Origin of the sequence: Nocardia jejuensis NBRC 103114, from assembly GCF_001613145.1 — a bacterium.
GTDB classification, from domain to species: domain Bacteria; phylum Actinomycetota; class Actinomycetes; order Mycobacteriales; family Mycobacteriaceae; genus Nocardia; species Nocardia jejuensis.
The window spans coordinates 88,128-114,671 of record NZ_BDBU01000048.1 but is presented as its reverse complement, the minus strand read 5'-3'; the positions used below and the strand labels follow the sequence as shown (position 1 = coordinate 114,671).

Genomic DNA, 26,544 nt, shown 5'->3' with positions numbered 1-26,544 from the left:
ACGCCGCAGTGTCAAATCCACTACATTCCAGATGATCTCGGCAGACCCGACTATTCGCGCCCCCGATTCCAGGGGCAGGTTCTTGTCAGGGCGCGCAGCGGATTTCTCTGCTGGGTTCGCGGGCGGGTTCCTCAGGCGCGCGGTGCGAGCCACACCGCGCTGTGCGGCGCGAGGGTGAGTGTGCCCGACACCGCGCGGCCGTGCCAGGACTCGGCATCCACGACGACCTCCGGCGCCCGCGCGATGCCGCTGCCGGCATAGGCCGCGGCGTCGGTGTCCAGCAGCACTTCCCATGCCGCGCAGTCCACTTCGGGCAGGCCGATGCGATAGTCGTCGAGCCGGCGTCCGGAGAAGTTGTGGACGCAGGCCACGACCGACCCGTCGCCGCCGTAGCGCAGGAACGAGAGCACGTTGTTGTCGTTGTCGTCGGCGTCGATCCAGGAGTAGCCGCCGGGGGAGGTGTCCTGGCTCCACAGGGCCGGATGAGCGGTGTACAGGCGGTTGAGCGCGGCGACCAGCGATTGGATCCCGCGATGCAGCGGATTCTCCAGCTCGTGCCAGTCCAGGCCGCGGTCGTGGTCCCATTCGCGGAACTGGCCGAATTCCTGTCCCATGAACAGCAATTGCTTGCCCGGATGCGCCCACATGTACGCGAGCAGCGCGCGCACCCCGGCAGCCTTGGCGAAATCGTCGCCGGGCATGCGGGTCCAGAGCGTGCCCTTGCCGTGCACCACCTCGTCGTGACTGATCGGCAGCACATAGTTCTCGCTCCACGCGTAGGTGAGCGAGAAGGTGATCTCGTTGTGGTGCCAGGAGCGGTGCACCGGATCGTGGCCGAGATAGCCCAGGGTGTCGTGCATCCAGCCCATGTTCCACTTCATGCCGAAGCCGAGGCCGCCGACATCGGTGGAGCGGGTGACGCCCGGCCAGGTGGTGGACTCCTCGGCGATGGTGAGCACGCCGGGGTGATGCTTGTGCACCGTCGCGTTCATCTCCTGCAGGAATGCCACGGCCTCGAGATTCTCGCGGCCGCCGTGGATGTTCGGCTCCCAGTCCGGGCGCGAGTAGTCCAGATAGAGCATGGAGGCGACCGCGTCCACGCGCAGGCCGTCGATGTGGAATTCCTCGATCCAGAACAGTGCGTTCGCGACCAGGAAGTTGCGGACCTCGTACCGGCCGAAGTCGAAAACGTAGGTGCCCCAGTCGAGTTGCTCGCCGCGGCGCGGGTCCGGATGCTCGTAGAGGGGGGTGCCGTCGAATCGGGCCAGGGCCCACTCGTCGCGCGGGAAGTGCGCGGGCACCCAATCCAGGATGACGCCGATGCCCGCCTGGTGCAGGCGGTCCACGAAGGCGCGGAAATCATCGGGGGAACCGAAGCGGGCGGTCGGCGCGTAGTACGAGGTGACCTGATACCCCCACGAGCCGCCGAACGGATGTTCCGCCACCGGGAGCAGCTCCACATGGGTGAAACCCTGGGCGGCAACGTATTCGGCCAGTTCGGTGGCGAGCTCCCGGTAGCCGAGCCCGGGTCGCCACGAACCCAGGTGCACCTCGTAGACACTCGTCGGGGAGCGCGCCGGATCGCGGGACGCGCGCCCGCGCAGCCACTGCTCGTCACCCCAGCGGTATCGGCTCTCGGTCACGATGGACGCTGTGGCGGGCGGGGTTTCGGTCGCGAACGCCATCGGGTCGGCGTGGTCGACGGTGCGTCCGTCCGCGCCGTGCACCCGGTACTTGTACTTGGCCCCCGGGCCGATGCCCGGCAGGAACACCTCCCACACCCCGGATCCGCCGAGTCGCCGCATGGGCGCGGAATTGCCGCTCCACCCGTCGAAGTCGCCGATGACCGAGACGCCGCGCGCGTTCGGGGCCCAGACCGCGAACGAGGTGCCGGTGACCTCGCCGTCCAGGGACGGGTAGCGGCGGCGGCGCGCGCCCAGCACGTCCCAGAGCCGTTCGTGCCGCCCCTCGCCGAGCAGATGCAGGTCGAGTTCGCCGAGGGTGGGCAGGAAGCGGTAGCCGTCCGCGTCGACCACCGTGCGACCGCCCGGGTACGCGGTGACGATCCGGTAGTCCCAGAGGTCCTCGAACGGCACTGTGCCCTCGAAGATCCCGTGCGCCACATGTTCGAGCGGATGATCGGTCTCGCCGATCCGGGCGTGCACGGTGTCCGCGTGCGGGCGCAGGGCCCGGATCACGGTGCCGTCCGGATGTGAATGCGACCCCAGCACCGTGTGCGGATCGGGGTGGGTGCCCGCCGCCAGCAGCAGCAGGTCGCGCGGGTTCACGCGAAGCCTCTGCCGCCGAATCGCGCTGCGCCGGAATCGGTTCGCCGTGAGCCGGTTCGCCGTGAGCCGGTCCGCCCGGAGCCGAATCGCCCGGAGCCGAATCGCCCGGTGGCGCGGGATTCATGCTCGGCCTCGCGCCGTTGGCTGCCCGGCCCCGGATGTCCTGCGCCGCAGCCGGGCTCGCCGGTCACAGGGACCTGCGGTGTGCGAGTTCGGTGCGCGCGGCGGCCGGAACCGGTGGCAGTACCAGGATGTGGGCCACCGCCCGCGCGGGGTCGAGGCGAACGTAATTGGCCTGGCCCCAGTGGTATTCCTCGCCGCTGATCTCGTCGAACACCACCGGCCGGTCGTGCCATTCGCGGCCGATGGCCGGCAGATCCAGGGACACCATGGCGTGCTCGGTGCCGAACGGATTCAGGTTCACCACGACCAGGACCGCATCCCCGGTGGTGGGATCGAACTTCGAGAACGCCAGCACGGAGTCGTTGTCCGTGTGGTGGAAGTGGATGCAGCGCAACTGCTGCAGCGCCGGATGCGCGCGCCGGATCTCGTTGAGCCGGGTCAGCCACGGCTCCAGGGATTCACCCCGCGCGGCGGCCGCGGCGAACTCGCGCGGGCGCAGTTCGTACTTCTCGGAGTCGAGGTACTCCTCGCTGCCCGGCTGCACCGCCTGATGCTCGTAGAGTTCGAAACCGGAGTACACCCCCCAGGTCGGTCCGAGGGTCGCGGCCAGCACGGCCCGGATGGCGAACATGCCGGGGCCGCCGTGCTGCAGGCTCTCGTGCAGGATGTCGGGCGTATTGACGAACAGGTTGGGCCGCGCCTCGTCGGCCTTGGCCGCCAATTCCAGTCCGAACTCGGTGATCTCGTGCTTGTGGGTGCGCCAGGTGAAGTACGTGTAGGACTGGCTGAATCCGCGTCGCGCCAGTCCGTACAGGCGCGCCGGGCGGGTGAAGGATTCGGACAGGAAGATCACGTCCGGGTGCTCGCGGCGTACCTGCGCGATCAGCCACTCCCAGAAGTCGGCCGGTTTGGTGTGCGGATTGTCGACGCGGAAGATGCTGACGCCCAACCCGATCCAGTGCCGCACCACCCGCAGCACCTCGGCGTACAGCCCGTCCGGATCGTTGTCGAAATTGACCGGGTAGATGTCCTGGTACTTCTTGGGCGGATTCTCGGCGAAGGCGATGGTTCCGTCGGGCAGCGTGGTGAACCATTCCGGATGCGCGCTCACCCACGGGTGATCCGGGGCGCACTGCAGCGCCAGATCCAAGGCCACCTCCAGCCCGGATTCGGCAGCCGCCGTGACGAACTCGGTGAAATCGGCCTCGGTGCCGAGATCGGGATGAATGGCGTCGTGGCCGCCCTCGGCCGCGCCGATGGCCCACGGCGAACCCACATCCGAGGGCTCGGCGGTGAGGGAGTTGTTGCGGCCCTTGCGGTTCACCCGGCCGATCGGATGCACGGGCGGCAGATAGACCACGTCGAAGCCCATGGCGGCGATGCGCGGCAGGTCCGCCGCGGCCGTCGCGAAAGTGCCGTGCACGGGATCGCCGTTCGCGTCCCGGCCGCCGGTCGAGCGCGGGAAGAATTCGTACCAGGCGCCGAACAGCGCCCGCTGCCGCTCCACCAGCACGGTGAATTGCGGTCCCTGCGTGACCAATTCGCGCAGCGGGGTCTCGCGCAGGATCTCGCTCACCGCCGCGCCGAAGGCCGGGCCGACCCGGGCGGGCAGCTGAGCGTCGCTGCGCAGCGCCTGCGCGGCGGAATGCAGTGTCTCCCACTGCTTCTTGGGCACCGCCTGCGCGGCGCGCTCGAGCAGCCGCGCCCCGATCTCCAGATCGTTGGCCAGGTCGACGGCGCTCTGCCCGACCGCGAGCTTGACCTCCACCGCGGAGCGCCAGGTGGCGATGGGATCGCCCCAGCCTTCGACGCGATAGGTCCAGGCGCCCGGCTCGCCGGGTGTGAACACGGCGTTGAACACATCCGGCTGATACTCCGGGGTCATGCGAATGCGCTGGGTGCGCGAGGATCCGGGCGCGCGCACCGCGAGCGTCGCCGCCACCCCCTCGTGCCCTTCGCGCCACACCACCGCACGGACGGGAAACACCTCCCCGACCACGGCCTTGAACGGCCGTCCGCCGGCAATCGCGGGGGCGGTGTCATCGATGGCGATGCGGCCGGTCACGGATTCGAACTTACCGGGTGCACTCGCTCTCGCGTGTAAGCGCTACTGCTGGCCCGGCTTCAGGAGCAGGAACAGCCCGTGCGCCTCGGCGCAGAGTCGCTCACCGTCGTGCAGGGTGGCGCGCACGAAGACCTTGCGGCCCTCCTGGCGTTCCACCCAGCCGTGCAGCTGCAATTCGGTGTTCAGCGGCGTGATCGCGCGGTAGTCGCAGTGCAGGAACGCGGTGCGGGTGACGGCCCGGGTGTAGACGGCGGCGGTCATGCCCAGCAGGTCGTCGAAGCCCAGCGCGATGTGCCCGCCGTGTGCCGCGCCGTTTCCGCCGAGATGAAAGGTCCGGAAGGTGATGCGCGCCCGCACACCCTCCCGGTCGGCCTGATCCACCAGGAACGGCGGCAGCGTGATGTTGCCGCGCGAGGGCAGATCGGTCCGATGCCAGGTCGGCGCGGACCACTCGTCCACCACCGCCTCACCCAGCTTGTCGTTCAACCCTTTGAGCGTGTTGATGGCGTCGAGCGCCTGCTCGTCCGACGGATTGGCCAGCCGCACCCGATCCATCAGCGTGCGCATCTGCTCGATCAGCTCCCCGTAGTGAGGCCCCCCGACCGAGGTGTCGCGCGCGAGTTCCTCGATCGGCCGGAACCCGCCCTCATGGTGTTCCTCGGAAGGCAGTGCCTCGACCTGCTGCTCGCTCATAAGAACACGTTATCGGTTGCGGGCGGTGTGCTGCGTTCGGGGCCGCAATCGGGGCCGTGATCTTGCTCGCCGCGCCGCGGCACGATCCGGACTTCGCCCGAGTGTGGCTCGCCCGTGGCGTGTCGTTCGGCCGTTCACTGGACTCGGTCATGCGCGTGCGCACCCACGTGGGCGTGGTCAGCGTGCCGACGCGGTGGCGGCCACCGCTGTCGAACGCACCTGTCAGCGTCGGAACTCGGTGAAGCGGGTCGTTGTGCGGGCGTGCAAGGGCTTGCTGTGCCCCGGAATTGGGGCGTTCGTACGATTTCGGCTGGGGTTTCGCGCCGTGGTATTCGGTGGGCGTTCAGTGAGCGGTCCAGGTGTGGGGTGGGCTTGGGGTGCCGGTGTAACCGCAGGTCAAGTGGTCACTTGCTGGGTTGTGCGGGGGCGGTGGGTGGGGGCGTGCCGTGTAAGGTTCAGCGGGTGAAGGCACTGCGTCGATTCACCGTCCGCGCTCATCTCCCGGAGCGGTTGTCCGCGCTCACCGAGTTGGCGACCAACCTGCGCTGGTCCTGGCACATGCCCACCCAGGACGTGTTCGCCGAGTTGGATCCCGAGCTGTGGGTGCGGGTCGAGCGGGATCCGGTGCGGATGCTGGGCGAGGTGCCGGCCGAGCGGCTGGACGAACTGGCCGAGGACGCGGCGTACACCCGGCGGGTGGACGCGGCGGCCGCCGATCTGAGCGATTATCTGGCCCGTCCGCGCTGGTATCAGAACCAGGCGAGCGGGCCGCGTGGAATCGCGTACTTCTCCATGGAATTCGGCGTCACCGAGGTGCTGCCCAATTATTCGGGCGGGCTGGGCATCCTGGCCGGTGACCATCTCAAGGCCGCCTCGGATCTGGGCCTGCCGCTGATCGGCGTCGGATTGCTGTACCGCTCAGGGTATTTCCGGCAGTCCCTGACCGCCGACGGCTGGCAGGCCGAACGCTATCCGGCGCTGGATCCGCAGGGTCTGCCGCTGCGCCTGCTGACCGACGGCGGCGCCCCGGTGCTCATCCACGTGGCCATGCCCGAGGGCCGGGTGCTGCGGGCCCGGGTGTGGATCGCCCAGGTGGGTCGAATCCCCCTGCTGCTCTTGGATTCCGATATCGCCGACAACGATCCGGAGCTGCGCGCGGTCACCGACCGGCTGTACGGCGGCGATCAGGACCACCGGATCAAACAGGAGATCCTGGCGGGCATCGGCGGCGTGCGGGCGGTACGCGCCTACACCCGCGCGAACGATCTGCCGGACCCGGATGTGTTCCATATGAACGAGGGTCACGCCGGCTTCCTCGGTATCGAGCGCATTCGCGAATTCATGGTCACCGGAATGGATTTCGAGGCGGCGCTGACCGCCGTGCGCGCGGGCACCGTGTTCACCACGCACACACCCGTGCCCGCCGGTATCGATCGATTCGCGGGTGCGCTGGTGCGGCGCTACTTCGGCGGCGCGCACGGGGAACGCGAATCGGTGGTGCTGCCCGGAGTTTCGGTGGATCGCATTCTGGCCATGGGCCGCGAGGCGGATCCGTCGGTGTTCAACATGGCGCACCTGGGACTTCGGCTCGCCCAGCGCTGCAACGGCGTATCGAAATTGCACGGCGAGGTCAGCCGCTCGATGTTCCTGCCGCTGTGGCCGGGTTTCGACGCCGCCGAGGTGCCGATCGGTTCGGTCACCAATGGCGTGCACGCACCCACCTGGGCCGCTCGCGAGTGGATCGACAAGGCCCGCGAACTCATCGGCGACGAGCTGGTGGAGGAGGCGCGCGGCTGGGAGCGGCTCTGCGATGTGGAACTGCGCGAACTGTGGTCCACCCGAAACATCCTGCGCGACATCCTGGTTCAGGAGGTGCGCCGTCGGCTGCGCGCCTCGTGGCTGGAGCGCGGCGCCGCCCCGGCCGAGCTCGGCTGGATCGACGAGGTCTTCGATCCCCGCGTGCTGACGGTCGGTTTCGCCCGCCGCGTGCCCACCTACAAGCGTCTGACCCTGATGCTCCGCGATCCGGAACGCCTGCGCGCCATGCTGCTGGACCCCGATCACCCGGTGCAGCTGGTGGTCGCCGGTAAATCGCATCCGGCGGACGAGGGCGGCAAGGCGCTCATCCAGCAGGTGGTGCGGTTCGCCGACGATCCGGCGGTGCGTCATCGCATCGTCTTCCTGCCCGATTACGACATGTCCATGGCTCGCTACCTGTACTGGGGTTGCGATGTCTGGCTGAACAATCCGCTGCGCCCGCTCGAGGCGTGCGGCACCTCGGGCATGAAATCGGCGCTCAACGGCGGCCTCAATCTCTCCATCCGCGACGGCTGGTGGGACGAGATGTACGACGGGGAGAACGGCTGGGCGATCCCGACCGCCGACGGTGTGCGCGACGAGGACCGCCGCGACGATCTCGAGGCGTCGGCGCTCTACGAACTCCTCGAACGCGCTGTGCTGCCGCGCTTCTACGACCGCGATCACGACGACCTCCCGGTCCGCTGGATGGAGATGGTCCGCCACACCCTGCGGACCCTCGGCCCGAAAGTCCTTGCCTCCCGGCAGGTGCGGGACTACGCGGTGGACTACTACGCCCCCGCCGCGGCCGCCTACGCCGCGGTGTCGCGTGCGGATTTCAAGGGCGCGCGCGACCTGGCCGACTACCGCCGCCGCCTCGAATCCGCCTGGCCCACGGTCAAAGTCCTGCAGGTGGACAGTTCCGGACTCCCCGACACCCCCGTCATCGGCGCACCCCTGTCCCTGCGCGCCCGCATCGACCTCGCCACCCTGGCGCCGTCGGACGTCACCGTCCAGGCCGTCCTGGGCCGAGTCTCACCCACCGACGACCTGACCGACGTGCACACCATTCCGATGACCCACACCGGAACCGACTCCGGCACAGATATTTTCACCGTCGACACCCCCGTCCCGGTCTCCGGCGCCGTCGGCTACACCATCCGTGTCCTGCCCACCCACCCCCTGCTCGCCTCCGAAACCGAACTCGGCCTCATCACCACCCCCAGCCCCTGAACCCGCTACGGCAGGTCCGGCCACGCGATACCCGCGACGCGTGGCTGGGTCCGGACCATCTCGCTCGGCGGGACGGACCCGAGCGGAGCGCTGCCCTGCTCCACCAGTTTCGGGATGTCCCGAGCCGGGAGATGTGATCGCACGCCGCACCTCTCGCATTCCAGGTACCGCTCGGTGTTGATCGGGAAGAGCGGAACGAACAGCAGCGTGAACTTCGTGACGAACTTCCGAAGTCCGTGCGGGCATGTGTATTTGCACGCGCCGCAGAACGCGGTCAGCGTCGTGAGCGTGAACAGACGGCGCTGAAATCCGAAGATGAGCACAGGAAATCCCCCGGGAAGAGCTACAGATCAGAGGCGAGCGTACGCTCGCGCGCTCACACGCCCGGGATCAGTGTGCGCTTGAGGATCTTGCCGGTTGCGTTGCGGGGCAGGGCATCCAGGAAGGTGACGTCGCGGGGGACCGAGAAGCGGCTGACGCGGTGGCGGATGTAGTTGCGGATCATCTCCGAGTCCAGGCCGGAGTCGGGGCGTTTGACCACGAAAGCGGCCAGGCGCTGGCCGAATTCGTGATCGGGAACACCGACCACGGCGACCTCGCTGATCTGCGGGAGATGTGAGAGGGCCTCCTCCACGGCGCGGGGGAAGACGTTCTCGCCACCGGAGATGATCATCTCGTCGTCGCGGCCGGCGACGAAGAGCTTGCCGCTCGCGTCGAGGTAGCCGATATCGCCGGTGTCCAGCATGCCGTCCGCCTCGTCGGGCGGGGTGGCGTCGGTGTATCCGTCGAAGAGCATGTGATTGCCGACGAAGATCCGGCCCGTCGCGCCGACGGGCAGCGGCCGCCGATCGGGGCCCAGGATAGCGATTCTGGTGCCGAGCGGCGGGCGGCCCGCGGTGGTGGGGGAGATGCGCAGATCGGCGGGGTCCGCGATGCTGGCCCAGGACACCTCGGTGGAGCCGTACACGTTGTAGAGGATGTCGCCGAAGGTGTCCAGGAAGCGCAGCACCACCGCTCCGGCGATCGGCGCACCGCAACTGGCGACCACCTTCAGGCTGGACAGGTCATAGCGCGCCCGCACATGGATGGGCAGATCCAGGATGCGGTTCACCATGACCGGCACCACGATCAGCGCGGTCACCTTGTGCTCGGCGATCCGCCGCAGACAGTCCTCGGCGTCGAAGCGGTCCCCGAGCACCACGGTCGCGCGAATGGCGGTCGAGATCTGCAGTGCCGCAAGGCCCCAGGTGTGAAACAGCGGCGAGGGAATGAACATGGTCTCGTGCACCCCGAACGGGATGCGCGAGAGCAACGCGGCCACGGTCCCGAAACCCTTGGGGTGCGGGCGCCGCGCGCCCTTGGGCGTTCCGCTGGTGCCCGAGGTGAGCACGACCAGCCGTCCCGGCTTGGGAGCCTTGCGCGGCAGGGACTGCCGCATGGCGATCAGATCCTCGAGCGTGGTGCGCCCGGGCTGCTGCGAGGAGAGCTCGTCGGTGGTGAACCGCGGGATCTCCGCGGGCAGATACCGCACCAGATGCTCGAATTCACTGTCCACGAACACCGCCGAGAGCGAGTGGCGATAGACCAGCTCCTCGATCTGCCGCGCGGGCAGGCCGGTATTGAGCAGGATCGCGTCCGTGCCGGCCTTGCCCGCGCCGACCATGCACTCGACCATGCCGGTGTTGTTGCGGCACAGCAGCCCCACCGCGCCGCCACCGAAGCCGAGCGCGGCCAGCGCGCCCGCGAGTGCGCCGCTGCGCGCGTGCAACTGCTCGAAGGTGCTGGCGTACCGGTCGTCCACGACCGCCTGCCGATGCGGGGAGTGCGCGGCCGCCGCCGCGTAGCCCCCGGCCAGGCTGAATCCCCATTTGGCCAGGCTGCTCAGCTGTTTGAGGCCCACATCCGGCCGGAAGGTGCGCACCACGCCGGAGGCGACCATCTGCTTGGCCACGCCCGCCTGCAGTTTCACCGGCGAATCCTCACCGTTGACGATCACCGAGGTGGGTGCGCCCTGGATCAATTCGGCCACCCGCCCGAGTGCCGCCTGGGTCCAGGCGATCACCGCGGCGTTGGGCAGGTCGCTCATCATCGGATGCACCAGCCCGGGCTTGAAATAGGTGACCAGCACCCGGGTGCGCTCACCGTCCTCGCGCAGCCGAACCGCCGCGAAACTGCCCGTCCCCGCGCAGTGCACCTCGAAGCTCTCGTGTTCGCGGGCGATTCGCAGCTGCACGGACAGGGTGCGGATCTCGACGCCGTCGCCGCCGATTCGCACGCGCAGCGAGGGATGCTGTTCGACCGTATCGAGTTGTTCGCACGCCCCGATTCCGGGAAAGAGCCGCGGGTAGGTCTGTGGCTCGACGAGCACATCCCAGATCGCTTCGCGGGCGATCGGGAATTCCGCGCTCGCGTCGATGACGTCCGTAACCACGTGTCGCAACTTCTCGATGGCCGGTTCCCCGATATCCCCCGGCGGATTACGTATTTGTAACGTCCCAGACAGTTTCGGTCAAGACCCTTAAATTACCGGCGGGTAATAATGTTAATTGCTCATTGATTGCGCAGGTGGCATCGGCAAACCAAGCGCAAGGCCGGTGCGATTGCTCACGATTCGCCGGGTCGGATTCGGATCCGACGAACGGGACAAGATACCGTTCCCAGGCAGCCGTCTACCCTCCCGCCGACTGGAGACATCACACTCATGAGCTTCGACGTCCTCACGCGCACCAAGGGGCGCGTCGACTCGTACTTCGGCATCAGCGAACACGGTTCGACCGTGCGCCGCGAACTCATGGCCGGAACTATCACCTTCCTGGCCATGTCCTACGTGCTGGCGGTGAACCCCTCGATCCTCGGCGATCACGGCGCGCTCGGGGACAAGGGCATGCCGATGCAGGCGGTCTTCACCGCCACCGCCGTCGCGGCCGTCTTCGGCACGCTGGTCATGGGCATCTGGGCGAAGTATCCGGTCGCGCTGGCTCCCGGCATGGGGCTCAACGCCTTCTTCGCCTACACGGTCGTGCTCAATATGGGCATCCCGTGGCAGCAGGCACTCTCGGGCACGCTGCTGTCCGGCATCATCTTCTTCGTCCTGGCCATCACCAAGGTGCGCGAGAAGATCATCGACGCGATCCCCATGCAGATGAAGCTGGCGGTCGGCGCCGGCATCGGCATGTTCGTGGCCTTCCTCGGCCTCAAGAACGCGGGCGTCGTGGTCGCGAGCGACGCGACCTTCGTGCACCTGGGCGACTTCCACAAGGGCACCACGCTGCTGGCGCTGTTCGGCCTGCTGGTGACGGTCATCTTCCTGGTGCTCGGCTGGCACGGCGCGGTGCTGTACGGCATCCTGTCCACCACCGTGCTGGGCATCGTGACCGGTCTCGTGGAACTGCCGAGTTCGGTGGCGGCGCTGCCGCACGGACTGGATCAGACCTTCGGCCAGGCCATCGTTCATCTGCCGGACGCGTTCACCGGGCAGATGATCATCGTGGTGCTGACCATGCTGTTCGTCGACTTCTTCGATGCCTCGGGCACTCTGATCGGCGTCGCCAATCAGGCCGGGCTGCTGACGAAGGACGGCAAGCTCGATCGCGCCGGGCAGGCCCTGGCCGCCGATTCGGTGGGCACCGCCGCGGGCGCGATCATCGGCACCTCGACCACGACCGCGTATGTCGAATCCACCGCCGGTGTCACCGCGGGCGGGCGCACCGGTCTGACCGCGGTGTCCACCGCCGGGTGGTTCCTGGTCGCCATGTTCTTCTTCCCGCTGTTCTCGGTGGTGGCGGGCGTTCCGGCGGTCACCGCTCCGGCGCTCATCGTGGTCGGCGTGCTGATGTCCCGGGCGCTGGGCGAGATCGACTGGACCCGTTTGGAATACGCGGTTCCGGCCTTCATCACCGTGATCATGATGCCGCTGACCTATTCGATCGCGAACGGAATCGCCATGGGCCTGCTGTTCTATCCCGTGGTCATGGTCGCCAAACGCCGTGCGCGCGAGGTGCATCCGGTCATGTGGGTGCTGATGGCGGTGTTCCTGTCGTATTTCTGGTTCCTGGCCGAGTAGCTTTCCCCGGCGGCCGCCATCGCGCTCGGCGTCATGATCGGCGCGATCGACTCCGGCTGGAGCGGTGGACCGGCCGGGTTCGAGGTAGAGAAGTTTCGGGTCCCCGCGCCGCGTGCAGGGCTTGGCGCGGGGACACTGATACGTCCGATAGGGGAATTGGGGTTTCCATCGGGGTATCGACAGCCAATTTACTTTTGTTCGGAAGTAAGAACCACTCGTGTGACTGTTTTCACACGGGTGTTTTCGTATCCGAAGGATTAGTCGTCAAGCGCGCCAAAGCCTTTGTCACCACCTGTGGATCGGACGTCTCCCAATAGGGCGGCAACGACGCGCGCAGATATCCGCCGTAGCGAGCGGTCGCGAGACGGGAATCTAAAATAGCTATTACGCCGCGATCATCGACACTGCGCAACAAACGACCCGTTCCCTGCGCCAGCAGCAATGCCGCGTGATTGGCGGCCACCGAGAGAAATCCGTTGCCGCCCCGCGATTCCACCGCGCGCTGCCGTGCCACCAGCAGCGGATCATCGGGCCGCGGGAACGGAATCCGGTCCAGGATAACGAGACTCAGCGACGGGCCCGGAACGTCCACGCCCTGCCACAGCGAAAGTGTGCCGAACAGTGAGGTTTCCGGGTCCTGCGCGAACTTGCGCACCAGCGCGCCGGTGGCGTCGTCGCCCTGGCACAGCACCGGGGTGTCCAGGCGCTCGCGCATGATCTCGGTGGCGGCCTTGGCCGCTCGCATGGAGGAGAAAAGTCCGAGCGTGCGACCACCGGCGGCCCGCACCAGACGTTCGATCTCGTCGAGGTACGCGGTGGGCAGTCCGTCGCGGCCCGGCGCGGGAAGATGCTTGGCCACGTACAGGATTCCGGATTTCGCGTGGTCGAACGGCGACCCCACGTCGACCGAATTCCAGCGCAGCGATTTCTCGTCCGACGGAGCCTCCGCGCCGTTGGCCAGCGCCGGATCCACCTTGCTCGCCGACTGCGGCGGCAGGCCCCAGGTGACGGCCAGATTGTCGAACGAGCCGCCGATCTGCAGGGTCGCGGACGCCAGCACGATGGTGGCCGTGCCGAACAGGCGGGTGCGCAGCAGCCCGCCCACCGACAGCGGAGCCATGTGCAGGGTGCGGCGCGCGATCCCGCGCACCTCGTCCTGCGCCAGCCACACCACATCGCGGTGCGCGGCGGGATCGGGCTCCTCGTAGGTGGTGAGCACGCGGACCGCGGCGTCGTGCACGTCCTCGATGGCGGCCAGCGCCTGATTGCGCGCGGCCGCGCCCTCCGGATCCGCCGCCGCGGCTCCGGCGCCCTGCGGAGCCAGGGCGGTGCGGCAGTTCCAGGCGGCGTCGCGGATCAGGGCGAGCACCGAGGAGGCGCCGTCGGGCATGGTGTCCCAGCGGCCGGGCCGCAATTCGTCCAGCAGTCCGTGCCAGGCCTCGGCCGCGTTCTCCAGCCGATCCACCTCGCGCTCGTCGATGAGTTTGGTGCAGCGCTTGGCGGCCGCGCTGATGGCCGCGGTGGACAGTTCGGCGGTGGCCACGCCGGTCACCCGGTCCACCAGCTCGTGGGCCTCGTCGATCACTACGACGTCGTGCTCGGGCAGCACCTGGATGCCGCTGATGGCGTCGATGGCCAGCAACGCGTGATTGGTGACCACCACATCGGCCTGACCGGATTCCGCGCGCGCCTTCTCCGCGAAGCAGTCCTGCCCGAACGCGCAGCGCGATTTGCCCACGCACTCACGGGAACTCACGCTCACCTGCCGCCAGGCGCGATCGGTGACGCCGGGGGTGACCTCGTCCCGGTCGCCGGTCTCGGTCTCGGAGACCCACTCGTTGAGCCGCTGCACCTCGCGCCCGAGCCGGGAGATTGCGAACGCATCGAAGAGTTCAGCCTCGGCGGGCTCCTCCGGAATCGCGCTGTTGATCTTGTTCAGGCACAGATAGTTGTTGCGCCCCTTGAGGATCGCGAACTGCGGCACCCGCCCCAGCGGCTCCTTCAGCGCTTCTGCCAGTCGCGGCAGATCGCGATCCACCAGCTGGCGCTGCAGCGCGATGGTCGCGGTGGACACCACCACGGTCCGCCCGGTGCGCACCGAATGGCGCAGACTCGGCACCAGATAGGCCAGCGACTTGCCCGTGCCGGTCCCGGCCTGCACCGCCAGATGCTCCCCGGTGTCGATGGCGTGCGCGACGGCCGCGGCCATCGTCTGCTGGCCCTTCCGCTCCTTGCCTCCGAGCGCCGTCACCGCGGTGGCCAACAGGTTCGGTACTGGAGGGAGTTCAGGCACGACGGCCAGACTAGTGCGCCCCGCCGACAACCCTCACACAATCCTCCCCGCGCCCGCCCAGCTGGCGGAATTCGGCCGCGTGAGGGACGCACCCGCCGACCGGCTCGGCAGCTCGCTTCCTCGGCTGCGGCGGCCTTGCGGCGGGAAACACACGTCCCCTCGGGCGACGGTCGAGCGGTAGTCGCTCTAGCGCTCGAGACCGCCGGCCAGATCCACGCCCGCGGTGCGCAGCGTGTCCAGGGCGACGCCGACGGTGGCGGGGGAGACCGCGGCGGTGAGCCCGAGCAGGACCCGGGTGTCGAAGCCCTCGGCGCGGGCGTCCAGGGCGGTGGCGCGCACACAGTGATCGGTGGCGATCCCGCAGACGTCGACGGCCTCGATGTTCCGCGCGCGCAACCAGTCCGCGAGGGTGGTGCTGCCGTCGGAGGCGGTGCCCTCGAAGCCGGAGTAGGCGGCGGTGTACGCGCCCTTGGAGAACACCTCCTCGATGGGCTCGGTGTTCAGACCCGGATGGAAGTCCGCGCCCGGCGTGCCGACCCGGCAGTGCGGCGGCCAGCTGTCCACGAAGTCCGGATGTTCGGAGAAGTGCGCGCCCGGGTCGATGTGGAAGTCGCGGGTCGCCACGACCGCCGTATAGTCCGAGACGCCGAGGTACTCGCTGATCCGACCGGCCACCGCCGCGCCTCCGGCCACGGCCAGCGACCCGCCCTCACAGAAATCGTTCTGCACATCGACGACGATCAGGGCTCGACTCATGCGTGGCCTCCCGGTGCCTGCGGATGAACCCCGATGGTTCGGTCCCCGTAGTGCATTGTGCCGTCCGCCGCCGGATCGGACCACGTGGACACCTGCCCACCGGCGATCGCCGCCGCCCGATCGGGGCCGATCAGCTCAGGAAGGTCGTCGGGATCGCGGGTTCTCCGGCGGAGAGCTTCAGCCCCTCCCACGGCAGGCTGATCAGACCGCGCGCCACCAGTTCCCGGCTCTCCTGCAGGGTCGGGCGGTCCGGGAGGATCTCGCCCTTGCGGACCAGGGGCACCTGCAGTTCGCGCACTTCGTGGCCGTTGGACGCGGGGCTCGGTCCGGATTCGGGGTGCACGACCTCCTCGACGAGGGTTCCGGTGCGGCGGACCAGGCGCACCGCCTTCTTGGTGCCACCGCGAGATTCCTTGTGCGAGCTGCGTTTCGCGACGGGTACGCCCTCGACCTCGACCAGCTTGTAGACCATTCCCGCTGTGGGAGCACCGGATCCGGTGACCAGCGAGGTGCCGACCCCGTACACGTCGACCGGTTCCGCGCGCAGGGAGGCGATGGCGTACTCGTCCAGATCGCCGGACACCACGATGCGGGTGCGGGTCGCGCCCAGTGCGTCCAGCTGATCGCGCACCTGCCGCGCCAGCACCCCGAGATCGCCGGAATCGATACGCACACCACCCAATTCGGGTCCGGCCACCTCGATGGCCGTGGCCACGCCGCGCGTGATGTCGAAGGTGTCCACCAGCAGCGTGGTGCTCACCCCGAGCGCGTCCACCTGACTGCGGAAGGCCTCGGCCTCGTGCTCGCCGTCCGCGCCGCTGTGCAGCAGGGTGAACGCGTGCGCGCTGGTGCCCGCGCTCGGCACGCCGAAGCTGCGCGCGGCCTCCAGATTCGAGGTGGCGTCGAGCCCGGCGATGTACGCGGCCCGCGCGGCGGCGGGCGCGGCCAGCTCGTGCGTTCGCCGCGAACCCATTTCGATCATGCGCCGGCCGCCGGCGGCGCTCACCATGCGGGCGGCGGCCGCGGCGATCGCGCTGTCGTGGTTGTAGATCGACAGCGCGAGCGTCTCGAGCAGCACGCATTCGGCGAAGGTGCCGCGCACGGTGAGGATCGGGGAGCCCGGGAAATACAGCTCGCCCTCGCGGTATCCGTCGATGTCTCCACTGAACCGGTAGTCCCGCAACCACTCCAGCGTGCGGGCGTCCAGGAACTTGGCGACCACCGCGAGCTCCGGCTCACCGAAACGGAACCCGGCCAGCGCGTCCAGCAGTCGCCCGGTGCCCGCGACGACGCCGTAGCGCCGGCCGTGCGGCAATCGCCGGGCGAATACCTCGAACGTGCAGCGCCGATGCGCGGACTCGTCGGCCAGCGCGGCCGCGAGCATGGTCAGCTCGTACTGGTCCGTCAGCAACGCGGTGCTGGTAACCCCGTCAGCGATCATCACGATCCCCACTGTAGGCGGACACGCCCGCAGGCGCGGACACGCCGGACAGGGAATCACACCGCGAACCCGCCCGGGGCGAAGCGAAGGGCTGATCGGACGCGTCTGTTGTTTCTTCGGGGTCTGGTCGTACCCTGGACGTTATGGGTCTGTGTAAGGAAGACGCTGTCCGGGTTGCCACTCGTCCGATGGCGGCGGGGACGATGTCGGCGCCACAGGCGACCCCCGAGGCCATCGAGCACACCGAGATCCTGGAGGCCGAGGACCGGCCCTGGGTAACGGTCGTATGGGACGACCCGGTCAACCTCATGCACTACGTCACCTACATCTTCCAGAAGCTCTTCGGCTACAGCAAAGCCAAGGCAACCGAGCTGATGCTCGAGGTGCACAACGACGGCCGGGCCGCGGTGTCCTCCGGTTCGCGCGACAAGATGGAAAATGACGTGCAACGCCTGCACGCGGCCGGCCTGTGGGCGACCATGCAACGTGACAGTTGATCCGGGCGGCTACGGTGAACCCGTGCGGAAGTGGAGCAGGAAGAACTCCCTGGGCGGGCTGAAACTGCGTTCGGAAATGGACGCTCACGAGGCGGAGGTTTTGCGTTCGCTGGTCGGAGCGGTCACCGGACTGCTGACCGACCGCGCGCAATCGGCCCCCGAGGACGATCTCGCCGCCCTCACCGGGCTACAGCTGGGCAACTCCGTCCCGCCCGATGACCCCCGACTGCGCCGACTGCTGCCGGACTTCCATCGCACCGAGCCCGGCTCGCCCGACGCGGAACGCGCCGATCTGAACAGCGCGCTGCGCAGCCTGCACGAGCCGGAGATCATCGAAACCAAGGTCTCGGCGGGGCTGGTCATCCTGGAGACGCTGCCCGCGACCGGCGGCAAGATCACCCTCACCCCCGAACAGGCCGACGCCTGGCTCACCGCCATCAACGACGTCCGTCTCGCCTTGGGCACCGCGTTGGACATCGACGCCGACACACCCGAACAGCTCGACCCCGACGATCCGCGCGCCCCCAGCCTGGACGTCTACCACTGGCTCACCTGGATGCAGGACTCCCTGCTCCAAGCCCTCACCCCCTGAGGCCGTCCCCGCGCGGGGGACCGGGGCGCGGCGACGATCCGAGACGTCGATCGAGAGGCAGCACCTGTGAACACTGTTGCGGGACCACGCAATTCGATCACTGACGTGACGGGCGTGCTGGTCGGGCATCATCACGAGCTGGACGAGAACGCCACCCTCGGAACGGGAGCCGCCACCGGCTGCACCGTGGTGCGGGTGCCGGGCGGTGCGACCGCCTCGGTGGATGTGCGCGGCGGCGGCCCCGGAACCCGCGAAACCGATCTGCTGGACCCGAGGAACACCGTGCGGCAGGTGAACGCGGTGTTGCTGACCGGTGGCAGCGCCTACGGCCTGGCCGCCGCGGACGGCGTGATGCGCTGGCTCGAGGAACATCGCGAGGGCATCCCGATGGATCCCGCGGATCCGTCGCGGGTCGTGCCGATCGTTCCGGGCGCGGTGATCTTCGATCTCCCGGTGGGGGCATGGGACATTCGTCCCGGCGCCGACGCGGGCTTCCTGGCCGCGGACTCGGCGGGCGAGGACTTCGCGCGCGGCACGGCCGGCGCCGGAACGGGCGCTCGCGCCGGATCCATCAAAGGCGGAATCGGTTCGGCCAGTGTGCGATTCACCGACGGCCCGGCAGCGGGCGTCACGGTCGGCGCGCTCATCGTCGCCAATCCGGTCGGATCGGTCTTCGATCCGCGCACCGGCCTGCCGTGGGGCGCGGGCACCGACGGTCCCGAGCACTTCGGCCTGCGTCCGCCCTCGGCCGACCAGCTGGCCGCCGCCAACGCCCTGCCGGTCAAGGGCACGGTCCTGAACACCACCATCGGCGTGGTCGCCACCGACGCGGCCCTGGACCCCTCGGCCTGCCGCCGCCTGGCCACCACCGCCCACGACGGCCTGGCCCGCGCGATCCGCCCGGCGCATTCGCCGCTGGACGGCGACACCCTGTTCGCCCTGGCCACCGGAGCGGTCACCAGAACCCCGGATTTCCCACTGCCCCCGGCCTTTCCGGCCGACCTGCTCATGCTGGACGAGTTGTGCACCGCCGCCGCGGTATGCGTCGAGCGCGCGATCGTGGACGCCATCCTCTCGGCCACCGCGGTCGCGGGCATCCCGTCATACGGTGATCTCTTCGGGGTGTGAAAAGCCACTCCGGGGAATAGGCGAATATTCTCACCTTGTTGACGACAGCGTTTCCGGCCGAGCGCGCCGGACCGCGTCGGGCGGTGCACGGAAGGATGCGATTGTGCTGGTGATCAGGGCAGACCTCGTCGAGGCGATGATCGCGCACGCGCGCGCGGACCATCCGGACGAGGCTTGCGGGGTGCTGGCCGGGCCCGAGGGTTCCGATCGCCCCGAACGGTTCGTCCCGATGGTCAACGCCGAACGCTCGCCCACCTTCTACCGCTTCGACTCCGGCGAACAGCTGAAGGTCTGGCGGGCCATGGACGCGGCCGACGAGGAGCCGGTCGTCGTCTACCACTCGCACACCGCGACCGAGGCGTACCCGAGCCGCACCGATATCTCCTACGCCTCCGAACCCAACGCGCACTACGTGCTGATCTCCACCCGCGATCCCGACGAGCACGAACTGCGCAGCTACCGCATCATCGACGGCGAGGTCACCGAGGAACCCGTCGAGATCATCACCGCCTGAACATCTTTCGAAGGAGTCCCCATGCCGGTCACCGTATCTATCCCGACCATCATGCGTCCGATCACCAAGGACGAGAAACGCGTACAGGCCAGCGGCGCGACGCTGGCCGCGGTCATCGACGACCTCGAGGCGCAGTACCCCGGTCTGAAGGAGCGACTGCTCAAGGACGGCAAGCTCAATCGGTACGTCAACATCTATGTCGACGACGAGGACGTGCGCTTCTCCGGTGGCCTGGACGCCGAGGTCACCGACGGCGGCAGCATCACCATCCTCCCGGCCGTGGCCGGTGGTTCGGTGCACGCCGAGCACTCGCGCTGACCCGGTGGCCCGCTACGAGTCGCTGATCGCGACACTCGGCAACACGCCGCTGGTCGGACTGCGCACGCTGTCCCCGCAGTGGGACGGCGATTCGCACGTGCGCCTGTGGGCGAAACTCGAGGACCGCAACCCGACCGGCTCCATCAAGGACCGTCCCGCGCTGCGCATGATCGAGCAGGCCGAGGCCGACGGCCGGCTCACCCCCGGCTGCACCATCCTCGAGCCCACCAGCGGCAATACCGGCATCTCGCTGGCCATGGCCGCGAAACTCAAGGGCTACGAACTGGTCTGCGTGATGCCCGAGAACACCTCGGTCGAGCGCCGCCAGCTGCTCACCATGTTCGGTGCGCGGATCATCGATTCCCCGGCCGCGGGCGGCTCCAATCAGGCTGTCGCGCTGGCCAAGCAGATAGCCGCCGAGCACCCCGACTGGGTGATGCTCTATCAATACGGCAACCCCGCCAACGCGCTCGCGCACTACGAGAGCACCGGTCCGGAGATCCTGGCGGATCTGCCCGAGATCACCCACTTCGTGGCGGGCCTGGGCACCACCGGCACCCTGATGGGCACCGGCCGCTTCCTGCGCGAGAAGGTGCCCGGTATCGAGATCGTCGCGGCCGAACCGCGCTACGGCGAACTGGTCTACGGCCTGCGCAATATCGACGAGGGCTTCATTCCCGAGCTCTACGACGAGTCGGTGCTCACCTCCCGGTTCTCGGTCGGCCCCTACGACGCCGTGCGCCGCACGCGCGAATTGGTGCTGGAGGAGGGCATTTTCGCGGGCATCTCCACCGGCGCGATCCTGCACGCCGCGCTCGGCGTGGCCAAGAAGGTCCAGAAGGCGGGCCGTTCGGCCGATATCGCCTTCGTGGTGGCCGACGGCGGCTGGAAATACCTCTCCACCGGCGCGTACGACGGCACGCTGGAGGATGCGGAAGAGCGTCTGGACGGCCAACTCTGGGCTTGATGCGCGCGGGTGCACCGGTGCGTGATCCGGTCACCCCATTCGTCGCACGCGTGCTGTGCAAGTGCGATGGGCGCGAGGATCGCGGTCGGTTCGGGCGGGGGTGCGAAGTCCGCGCGCGGCGACCCTCGAGCCGGGCCCGCCGGTACGCTCGGGATCAAGGACCGAGGAGGTGCCTGCCATGAGCGCCGGTAGTAGCGGAGTGGGGTCGTCGTTCGATCCGGATCGGATCGCGCGACTACGCGGGCAGCTGGCGAACCCCGGCGTCGCCTCGAAAGGCGCCGGCGCGGTGAAGCTGCTGTGGCAGCGGGCCGTTGTGATCATTCTCGGGTTTACCGTCCTGTTGTACGGGGTAGAAGGGGTCGATTCGGTCTCCGGTCACCACCTCGATCACGCGGGCGGCGTGATTCCGCGCAAGGCCTACGGGCTGGACGGAATCGTCTTCGCGCCTGTGCTGCACGCCAATTGGGAACACCTGATCGGCAACACGCTCCCGGTGCTGGTGCTCGGTTTGCTCACCCTGCTGACCGGAATCGGCCGAGGTCTGGCGGCCACGGCCATCGTGTGGGTGGTCGGCGGAGTGGGGGTGTGGCTGCTCGGTCCACCCAATTCCGTGCACATCGGGGCCTCGGTGCTGGTGTTCGGCTGGCTCACCTATCTGATCTCGCGCGGCTGGTTCGCGCGCAACGTGGCTCAGATCGCCATCGGCCTGGTCGTGGGCCTGCTGTACGGCTCGATTCTGTGGGGAGTGCTGCCGGGACAGCCCGGAATCTCTTGGCAAGGACATCTTTTCGGGGCGGTGGGTGGGCTGATTGCCGGGTGGGTACTCTCTGGGGATGAACGTCGTCATCGTCGCGGGGCTGACGCCGGCCGACTCGTGTCGTAGGGGTGACGCTGGACGCGGTCGGCTATTTGGGGGATCCCTCCTTGAGTGAGACAGCAGCGTGGCAGCATGGGGGAATGCGCCTCACCGTTATCGGGTGCTCGGGCAGCGTGTCCGGCCCTGATTCCCCAGCGTCGGGGTACCTGCTCACCGGCCCGGATATGACCCCCACCGTCATCGATTTCGGTCCCGGAGTACTGGGTGCGCTGCAGCGCTATCTGGATCCCGGTGAGGTGGACATCTTCCTGACTCACCTGCACGCCGACCATTGCCTGGACCTGCCCGGCCTGCTGGTCTGGCGTCGCTATCACCCCAATCCGCCGACGGGCAAGGCCATCGTGCACGGCCCCACCGACACCTCGCTGCGGATCGGCAACGCCTCCGCGGAGATCGGCGGCCAGACCGACGACTGGTCCGACGTGATCGACATGCGCGTCTGGGAAGCGGGCACGCCGATTCCCTTCGGCACCGGCCACACCGTCGAAGCGCGCCGCATGTTCCATCCGCCGGAGTCCTACGGCCTGCGGATCAACACCGCCGCCGGACGCACCTTCGTCTACACCGGTGACACCGCGGTGTGCGACGAGGTCTTCGAGCTGGCCCGCGGTGCCGATGTGCTGCTGTCCGAAGCCTCCTGGACCCACGATCCCGCCAATCGCCCACCCGGCATCCATCTCTCCGGACACGAAGCCGGACTGATCGCCGCCGAAGCCGGCGTAGGCGAACTACTGCTCACCCACATCCCCCCGTGGACCTCGCGCGAAGACGTCATAGCCGAGGCCAAAGCCGTCTTCAAGGGCCCGGTCCACGCCGTATCCCCAGGCGAAACCTTCGACATCTGACCCCTTCCCCCTCCCCACCCAGAACAACCGATCCCATCCAGACCGGGACACCCCTGTCCCCGTCCCTGTCCCTGTCCCCGATCGGGACAACCGTCCCCGTCCCCGCCTCGATCGGGACAACCGTCCCCGTCCCCGTCTCCGAACGGGACAACTGATCTCGTTCCGATCGGGGCAAATCACTGGATACGTCCAAAATGGATTCGGTACCTGACCGCCACCACGGGTGCACGACAGCCGACGACTCCCAGCTACCCGCTGAGACTCCGAAAAGGCGTGACCGAACGGGACAACTGATCTCGTTCCGTTCGGGGTAACTCACCGGGTACGTCCAAAATGGATTCGGTACCTGACCGCCACTAGGGTGCATGACGGCCGACGGCTCCCAGTCGCCCGCTGAGGCTCCGGAGAGGCGGGACCGTATAGCCTGTGGCCGTGTCTAAACGAGCCGATGGCAGAGCGGATGACGAACTCCGCGAGGTACGGATCACCCGGGGGTTCACCTCGCATCCGGCGGGTTCGGTGCTGGTGGAGTTCGGTGGGACCCGGGTGATGTGCACCGCGAGTGTGACCGAGGGCGTGCCGCCGTGGCGTCGCGATTCCGGATTGGGCTGGCTGACAGCCGAATACGCGATGCTGCCCGCCGCGACGCACACCCGCTCGGGCCGAGAGTCGGTGAAGGGCAGGGTCGGTGGCCGCACCCAGGAGATCTCGCGCCTGATCGGCCGCTCGCTGCGCGCCTGCATCGACCTGGCCGCGATCGGCGAGAACACCATCGCCCTGGACTGCGACGTGCTGCAGGCCGACGGCGGCACCCGCACCGCGGCGATCACCGGCGCGTACGTCGCGCTCTCGGACGCGGTCACCTATCTGGCCGCCGCGGGCCGCCTGGCCGATCCGCAGCCGATCTCCTGCGCCATCGCCGCGGTGAGCGTCGGCGTGGTGGACGGCCGCGTGCGCCTGGACCTTCCGTACGAGGAGGATTCGCGCGCCGAGGTCGACATGAACGTGGTCGCCACCGATACCGGCACGCTGGTCGAGATCCAGGGCACCGGTGAGGGCGCGACCTTCCCGCGCTCCACCCTGGACAAGCTGCTCGACTCCGCCCTCGCGGGCTGCGAGCAGCTCTTCGTAGTGCAGAAACAAGCCCTCGCCCTGCCGTATCCGGGTGTGCTCCCGGAGCCGTCGGAAACGAAGAAGAAATGACCGCTCGACTTCTGGTGGCCAGCCGTAATGCCAAGAAGCTCAACGAGCTTCGCCGCATTCTGGACGAAGCCGGTATCGCCGGCGTCGAGATCGTGGGCCTCAACGACGTCCCACCCTACGAGGAGGCTCCCGAAACCGGGGCCACCTTCGAGGAGAACGCGCTCGCCAAGGCCCGAGACGGCTTCGCTGCCACCGGAATCCCTTGTGTCGCAGACGATTCCGGTATCGCCGTGGATGCGCTCAACGGTATGCCCGGTGTGCTGTCGGCGCGCTGGTCCGGTACGCACGGCAACGACGAGGCCAACAACGCCCTGCTGCTGGCCCAGCTCGGCGACGTCCCGGACGAGCGGCGCGGCGCGAGCTTCGTCTCCACCTGTGCCCTGGTCGCCGACGGTGTCGAGACCGTGGTGCGCGGGGAATGGCCCGGTGTCATCTCCCGGAATCCGGTGGGCGACGGCGGTTTCGGCTACGACCCGCTGTTCGTTCCGGAGGGCGGAACCGTGTCCGCCGCCCAGCTCACCCCGGCCGAGAAGGATGCGGCATCGCATCGGGGTCGCGCCCTGCGGCAGCTGCTGCCCGCCCTGGCGGCGCTCGCGAAGGACTGAAACCCTGACCTACGACCGCGCCCCCGCCGGGATCTCCGGCGGGGGCGCGGTCGAATTCTCGTGGCGTTCTCAGAGGTCGAAGGCGGCCTTCACATCTCGGGTCCGCCAGTGCTCGAACACGAAGGACAGGAACGGAATCGTGCCCGCGAGGCAGGTGAGCAGGGTGGTCACCGGCTTCCAGCGCGCCTTGATGCCGAGGTCGATGGTGAAGACCAGGTACAGCATGTAGAACAGCCCGTGCACCTGGCCGATGTAGAAGAGCCAGTGCGGCGCGGTGCTGCTGTCCTCGAGCAGCAGGTACTTGTAGACCATCTCGCCGGTGAGTACCAGCAGCCAGAGGCCGGTGATCCAGGCCAGGATCCGGTAGCGCGAGAGCGCGCCGCGGATCTTCTCGGGTGCGGCGGCGCCGAGCGGACGGGGTGCGAGGGTGGTCTCACTCGTCGCCGCGCCGTCCTGGCCCAGGGCGGCAGGGGAATCGGCGGAGTTGTCGCGCGTGGTCAACCGGCGTCCTCTCGGTGTCGAAATGTCGGTGTCGGGGTTTCGGTCAGCTCTGGTCGGTGTGCAGACCGGCGGTGCGAACCCGCTCGGCCATATCGGACGCGTGCAGTTCGGCCAGGTATCGGTTGTATTCGGCGGTCTCCGGATCGGCTTGCGGGGCCGTCTTCGGGCGCTCCGGCAGCAGGCCCGCGGGTATCTCGCGCGCGGCGACGGGTTTGGGCCGGGTGGCGCGGACGATATCGGCGCCTCCGCTCACCGGCGCGGACGCGCTCTCCTGCTCGGCCGCGTCGCGCTCTAGCCGGACGAAGCGAACATAGGCCCACACCACGAACCCGGCGAACAGTGGCCACTGCAGGGCATAGCCGAGGTTCTGGTACGTGCCGCCGCCCGATTCGAAGCGACCCCACTGCCAGTAGCCGAGGCCCAGGCAGGCCGCGAATGCCACGACCACGAAAAGGATCAGGGCCGGGCGGCGTTGGGGAGCGGACACGACCTCCACGGTACCCGCCTACTACGAGCTGCGTAGTAGGGGATGGGCAACTGGATGGGCGCGCAGGCCACCGGGTCAGGGCACGGGCCACCGGAGGGTCCGGGGACGGCCCGTCGAGTTCAGGCATGTCGTCCCGGTCCTCGCCGCGACAGCTGCGACGCGGAAGCGCCAGGGCGTGCCGGGTGGGAGAACCCTGGGGCTCGACAGATGACTCGTGCCCGCTCCGGGTGTGGAGCGGGCACGAGGCGTCAGCGGGACCTGTTCACCGCCCGGATCGAGCATGGTGGCGGGTCGAGCCGGATGTCAGAACTTGTAGGTCACTCCGGTGAGCCGCTCGGACTCGTCCCACAGTCGCCGCCACATGTCCTTGTTCTGCGAGAGCTTCGAGGACGGCGACGGTTCGACCGGACCCTGGGATCCGCGCAGCCGGGTCGGGCCCCAGTAGACGGTCGGGTCGGCATCGGGGTCGGTGGCCGCGAAGAGCGAGGAGTGCGCGGCCTGCGCGGGGGAGTGGCCGATCAGCCGGATGAACGGCTTGGAGATCTTGTCCAGCGGAGTCTCGGTGCGCGCGAACAGATCCGTGGCCGAGACACCGGGGTGCACACCGTACGAGCGCTTGGCCGAACCGGCCTCGGTGAGCCGTCGCTGCAGCTCGCGCGCGAACATGAGATTGGACAGCTTGGACTGCGCATAGGCGAGATTGCGCTGATAGCGCCGGTTTTCGTAATTGAGGTCGTCGACCCACAGCTTGGGGGTCTGCTTGTGCGCGATCGAGGCGAGCGTGACCACCCGGTCCTTGATCTTGTCCAGCAGCAGCCCGGTCAGCGCGTAGTGACCCAGATGGTTGACGCCCCACTGGGTTTCGAAGCCGTCCGCGGTACGCGAGAACGGGATGTTCATCAGTCCGGCATTGTTGAGCAGCACATCGAATTCGCCGGTGCTCTCGGCGAACGCGCGGACCGACTCGAGGCTGGCCAGATCGAGCGCGGCGACGCACACATCACCCTCGATGCCGTCGGCGACCTCCTGTGCCTTGGCGGCGTTGCGGCAGGCCATGATCACCGTGGCGCCCTTGCTCGCCAGGACCTTGGTGGTCTGCTCGCCGATTCCGCCGTTGGCTCCGGTGATCACGAAGGTGCGCCCGGACTGATCCGAGATTTCGCTTGGCTTCCATGCCATGTCTGTTGACCTCACAGGTTCGGCGTTCGTGGTGCTTCGTCGCACTCGCTGCCCTGACCTTACTTCAGAGTAAGTTCCG

24 protein-coding genes are annotated in these 26,544 nt (G+C 68.4%); 13 read left to right on the top strand and 11 right to left on the bottom strand.

The window, feature by feature from the left end; all coding sequences use genetic code 11:
• Positions 1-131 precede the first annotated feature (131 nt).
• From glgB to NJ1_RS31790, 3 genes are all read right to left on the bottom strand, one after another.
• Entirely contained in the window at positions 132-2,288 is a 2,157-nt protein-coding gene (glgB, locus tag NJ1_RS31805) for a 1,4-alpha-glucan branching protein GlgB (protein WP_084479067.1), read from the bottom strand.
• Between the two features lie 187 nt (positions 2,289-2,475).
• Positions 2,476-4,476 carry an alpha-1,4-glucan--maltose-1-phosphate maltosyltransferase gene (locus NJ1_RS31795; RefSeq protein WP_067701845.1) on the bottom strand — a complete coding sequence of 667 codons (2,001 nt, stop codon included), beginning with the start codon at positions 4,474-4,476 and terminating at the stop codon, positions 2,476-2,478.
• A 42-nt stretch (positions 4,477-4,518) separates the two neighbouring features.
• Complete coding sequence (locus NJ1_RS31790) at positions 4,519-5,169, bottom strand: PaaI family thioesterase (RefSeq protein WP_067701842.1); 651 nt, start codon at positions 5,167-5,169, stop codon at positions 4,519-4,521.
• Positions 5,170-5,225: 56 nt separating this feature from the next.
• Between NJ1_RS31790 and NJ1_RS31785 the strand changes: the two genes are divergently transcribed.
• Entirely contained in the window at positions 5,226-5,411 is a 186-nt protein-coding gene (locus NJ1_RS31785; protein ID WP_067701839.1) for a hypothetical protein, read from the top strand.
• Positions 5,412-5,631: 220 nt separating this feature from the next.
• A complete protein-coding gene (gene glgP / locus NJ1_RS31780; protein WP_067701836.1) occupies positions 5,632-8,199 on the top strand; it encodes an alpha-glucan family phosphorylase in 2,568 nt (855 codons plus the stop codon).
• Between the two features lie 5 nt (positions 8,200-8,204).
• On the opposite strand, the gene NJ1_RS31775 is transcribed toward glgP, so the two are convergent.
• A complete protein-coding gene (locus NJ1_RS31775; protein ID WP_067701831.1) occupies positions 8,205-8,522 on the bottom strand; it encodes a hypothetical protein in 318 nt (105 codons plus the stop codon).
• Positions 8,523-8,575: 53 nt separating this feature from the next.
• Positions 8,576-10,630 carry an AMP-binding protein gene (locus NJ1_RS31770; protein WP_067701828.1) on the bottom strand — a complete coding sequence of 685 codons (2,055 nt, stop codon included), beginning with the start codon at positions 10,628-10,630 and terminating at the stop codon, positions 8,576-8,578.
• A gap of 270 nt (positions 10,631-10,900) precedes the next feature.
• Here NJ1_RS31770 and NJ1_RS31765 point away from each other — a divergent pair, with 270 nt between their 5' ends.
• A complete protein-coding gene (locus tag NJ1_RS31765; RefSeq protein WP_067701825.1) occupies positions 10,901-12,262 on the top strand; it encodes an NCS2 family permease in 1,362 nt (453 codons plus the stop codon).
• 229 nt (positions 12,263-12,491) lie between these two features.
• Here NJ1_RS31765 and NJ1_RS31760 read toward each other — a convergent pair whose 3' ends face one another.
• From NJ1_RS31760 to NJ1_RS31750, 3 genes are all read right to left on the bottom strand, one after another.
• A complete protein-coding gene (locus tag NJ1_RS31760) occupies positions 12,492-14,555 on the bottom strand; it encodes an ATP-dependent DNA helicase (RefSeq protein ID WP_067701822.1) in 2,064 nt (687 codons plus the stop codon).
• A gap of 186 nt (positions 14,556-14,741) precedes the next feature.
• Entirely contained in the window at positions 14,742-15,311 is a 570-nt protein-coding gene (locus tag NJ1_RS31755) for an isochorismatase family protein (protein WP_067701819.1), read from the bottom strand.
• A 130-nt stretch (positions 15,312-15,441) separates the two neighbouring features.
• Complete coding sequence (locus tag NJ1_RS31750) at positions 15,442-16,752, bottom strand: nicotinate phosphoribosyltransferase (RefSeq protein ID WP_067701817.1); 1,311 nt, start codon at positions 16,750-16,752, stop codon at positions 15,442-15,444.
• A gap of 188 nt (positions 16,753-16,940) precedes the next feature.
• Here NJ1_RS31750 and clpS point away from each other — a divergent pair, with 188 nt between their 5' ends.
• The 10 genes from clpS (at position 16,941) to rdgB (ending at position 24,298) form a co-directional block, all read left to right on the top strand.
• Positions 16,941-17,249 carry an ATP-dependent Clp protease adapter ClpS gene (gene clpS / locus NJ1_RS31745; protein ID WP_245717672.1) on the top strand — a complete coding sequence of 103 codons (309 nt, stop codon included), beginning with the start codon at positions 16,941-16,943 and terminating at the stop codon, positions 17,247-17,249.
• Between the two features lie 22 nt (positions 17,250-17,271).
• A complete protein-coding gene (gene aosR / locus NJ1_RS31740) occupies positions 17,272-17,841 on the top strand; it encodes an oxidative stress transcriptional regulator AosR (RefSeq protein WP_067701811.1) in 570 nt (189 codons plus the stop codon).
• 66 nt (positions 17,842-17,907) lie between these two features.
• Positions 17,908-18,969, top strand: a complete 1,062-nt coding sequence (locus tag NJ1_RS31735; protein WP_067701807.1) for a P1 family peptidase — start codon at positions 17,908-17,910, stop codon at positions 18,967-18,969.
• Positions 18,970-19,072: 103 nt separating this feature from the next.
• Positions 19,073-19,483: a M67 family metallopeptidase gene (locus tag NJ1_RS31730; RefSeq protein WP_067701804.1), complete on the top strand. Its 411-nt coding sequence runs from the start codon at positions 19,073-19,075 to the stop codon at positions 19,481-19,483.
• Between the two features lie 21 nt (positions 19,484-19,504).
• On the top strand, positions 19,505-19,801 hold the full coding sequence (locus NJ1_RS31725) for a MoaD/ThiS family protein (protein ID WP_067701800.1): 297 nt from the start codon (positions 19,505-19,507) through the stop codon (positions 19,799-19,801).
• Positions 19,802-19,805: 4 nt separating this feature from the next.
• Positions 19,806-20,768 carry a PLP-dependent cysteine synthase family protein gene (locus tag NJ1_RS31720; RefSeq protein ID WP_067701796.1) on the top strand — a complete coding sequence of 321 codons (963 nt, stop codon included), beginning with the start codon at positions 19,806-19,808 and terminating at the stop codon, positions 20,766-20,768.
• Positions 20,769-20,946: 178 nt separating this feature from the next.
• Positions 20,947-21,651 carry a rhomboid family intramembrane serine protease gene (locus NJ1_RS31715; protein ID WP_084479066.1) on the top strand — a complete coding sequence of 235 codons (705 nt, stop codon included), beginning with the start codon at positions 20,947-20,949 and terminating at the stop codon, positions 21,649-21,651.
• A gap of 74 nt (positions 21,652-21,725) precedes the next feature.
• Positions 21,726-22,490, top strand: a complete 765-nt coding sequence (locus tag NJ1_RS31710) for a cyclic nucleotide-degrading phosphodiesterase (RefSeq protein ID WP_067701916.1) — start codon at positions 21,726-21,728, stop codon at positions 22,488-22,490.
• 432 nt (positions 22,491-22,922) lie between these two features.
• Entirely contained in the window at positions 22,923-23,693 is a 771-nt protein-coding gene (rph, locus tag NJ1_RS31705) for a ribonuclease PH (protein ID WP_067701913.1), read from the top strand.
• The gene (rdgB, locus tag NJ1_RS31700) at positions 23,690-24,298 is read left to right on the top strand and encodes an RdgB/HAM1 family non-canonical purine NTP pyrophosphatase (protein ID WP_067701793.1); all 609 of its coding nucleotides are present in this window, start codon (positions 23,690-23,692) and stop codon (positions 24,296-24,298) included. Before rph ends, rdgB begins: the two co-directional genes overlap by 4 nt.
• A gap of 69 nt (positions 24,299-24,367) precedes the next feature.
• Here the strand turns inward: rdgB and NJ1_RS31695 are convergent, their stop codons facing one another.
• The 3 genes from NJ1_RS31695 to NJ1_RS31685 form a co-directional block, all read right to left on the bottom strand.
• Positions 24,368-24,685: a DUF3817 domain-containing protein gene (locus NJ1_RS31695; protein WP_245717675.1), complete on the bottom strand. Its 318-nt coding sequence runs from the start codon at positions 24,683-24,685 to the stop codon at positions 24,368-24,370.
• Between the two features lie 157 nt (positions 24,686-24,842).
• Positions 24,843-25,295: a transcriptional regulator gene (locus NJ1_RS31690; protein WP_067701791.1), complete on the bottom strand. Its 453-nt coding sequence runs from the start codon at positions 25,293-25,295 to the stop codon at positions 24,843-24,845.
• A gap of 294 nt (positions 25,296-25,589) precedes the next feature.
• Positions 25,590-26,465, bottom strand: coding sequence for an oxidoreductase (locus tag NJ1_RS31685; RefSeq protein ID WP_067701789.1), 876 nt, complete (start codon positions 26,463-26,465; stop codon positions 25,590-25,592).
• Positions 26,466-26,544 lie beyond the last annotated feature (79 nt).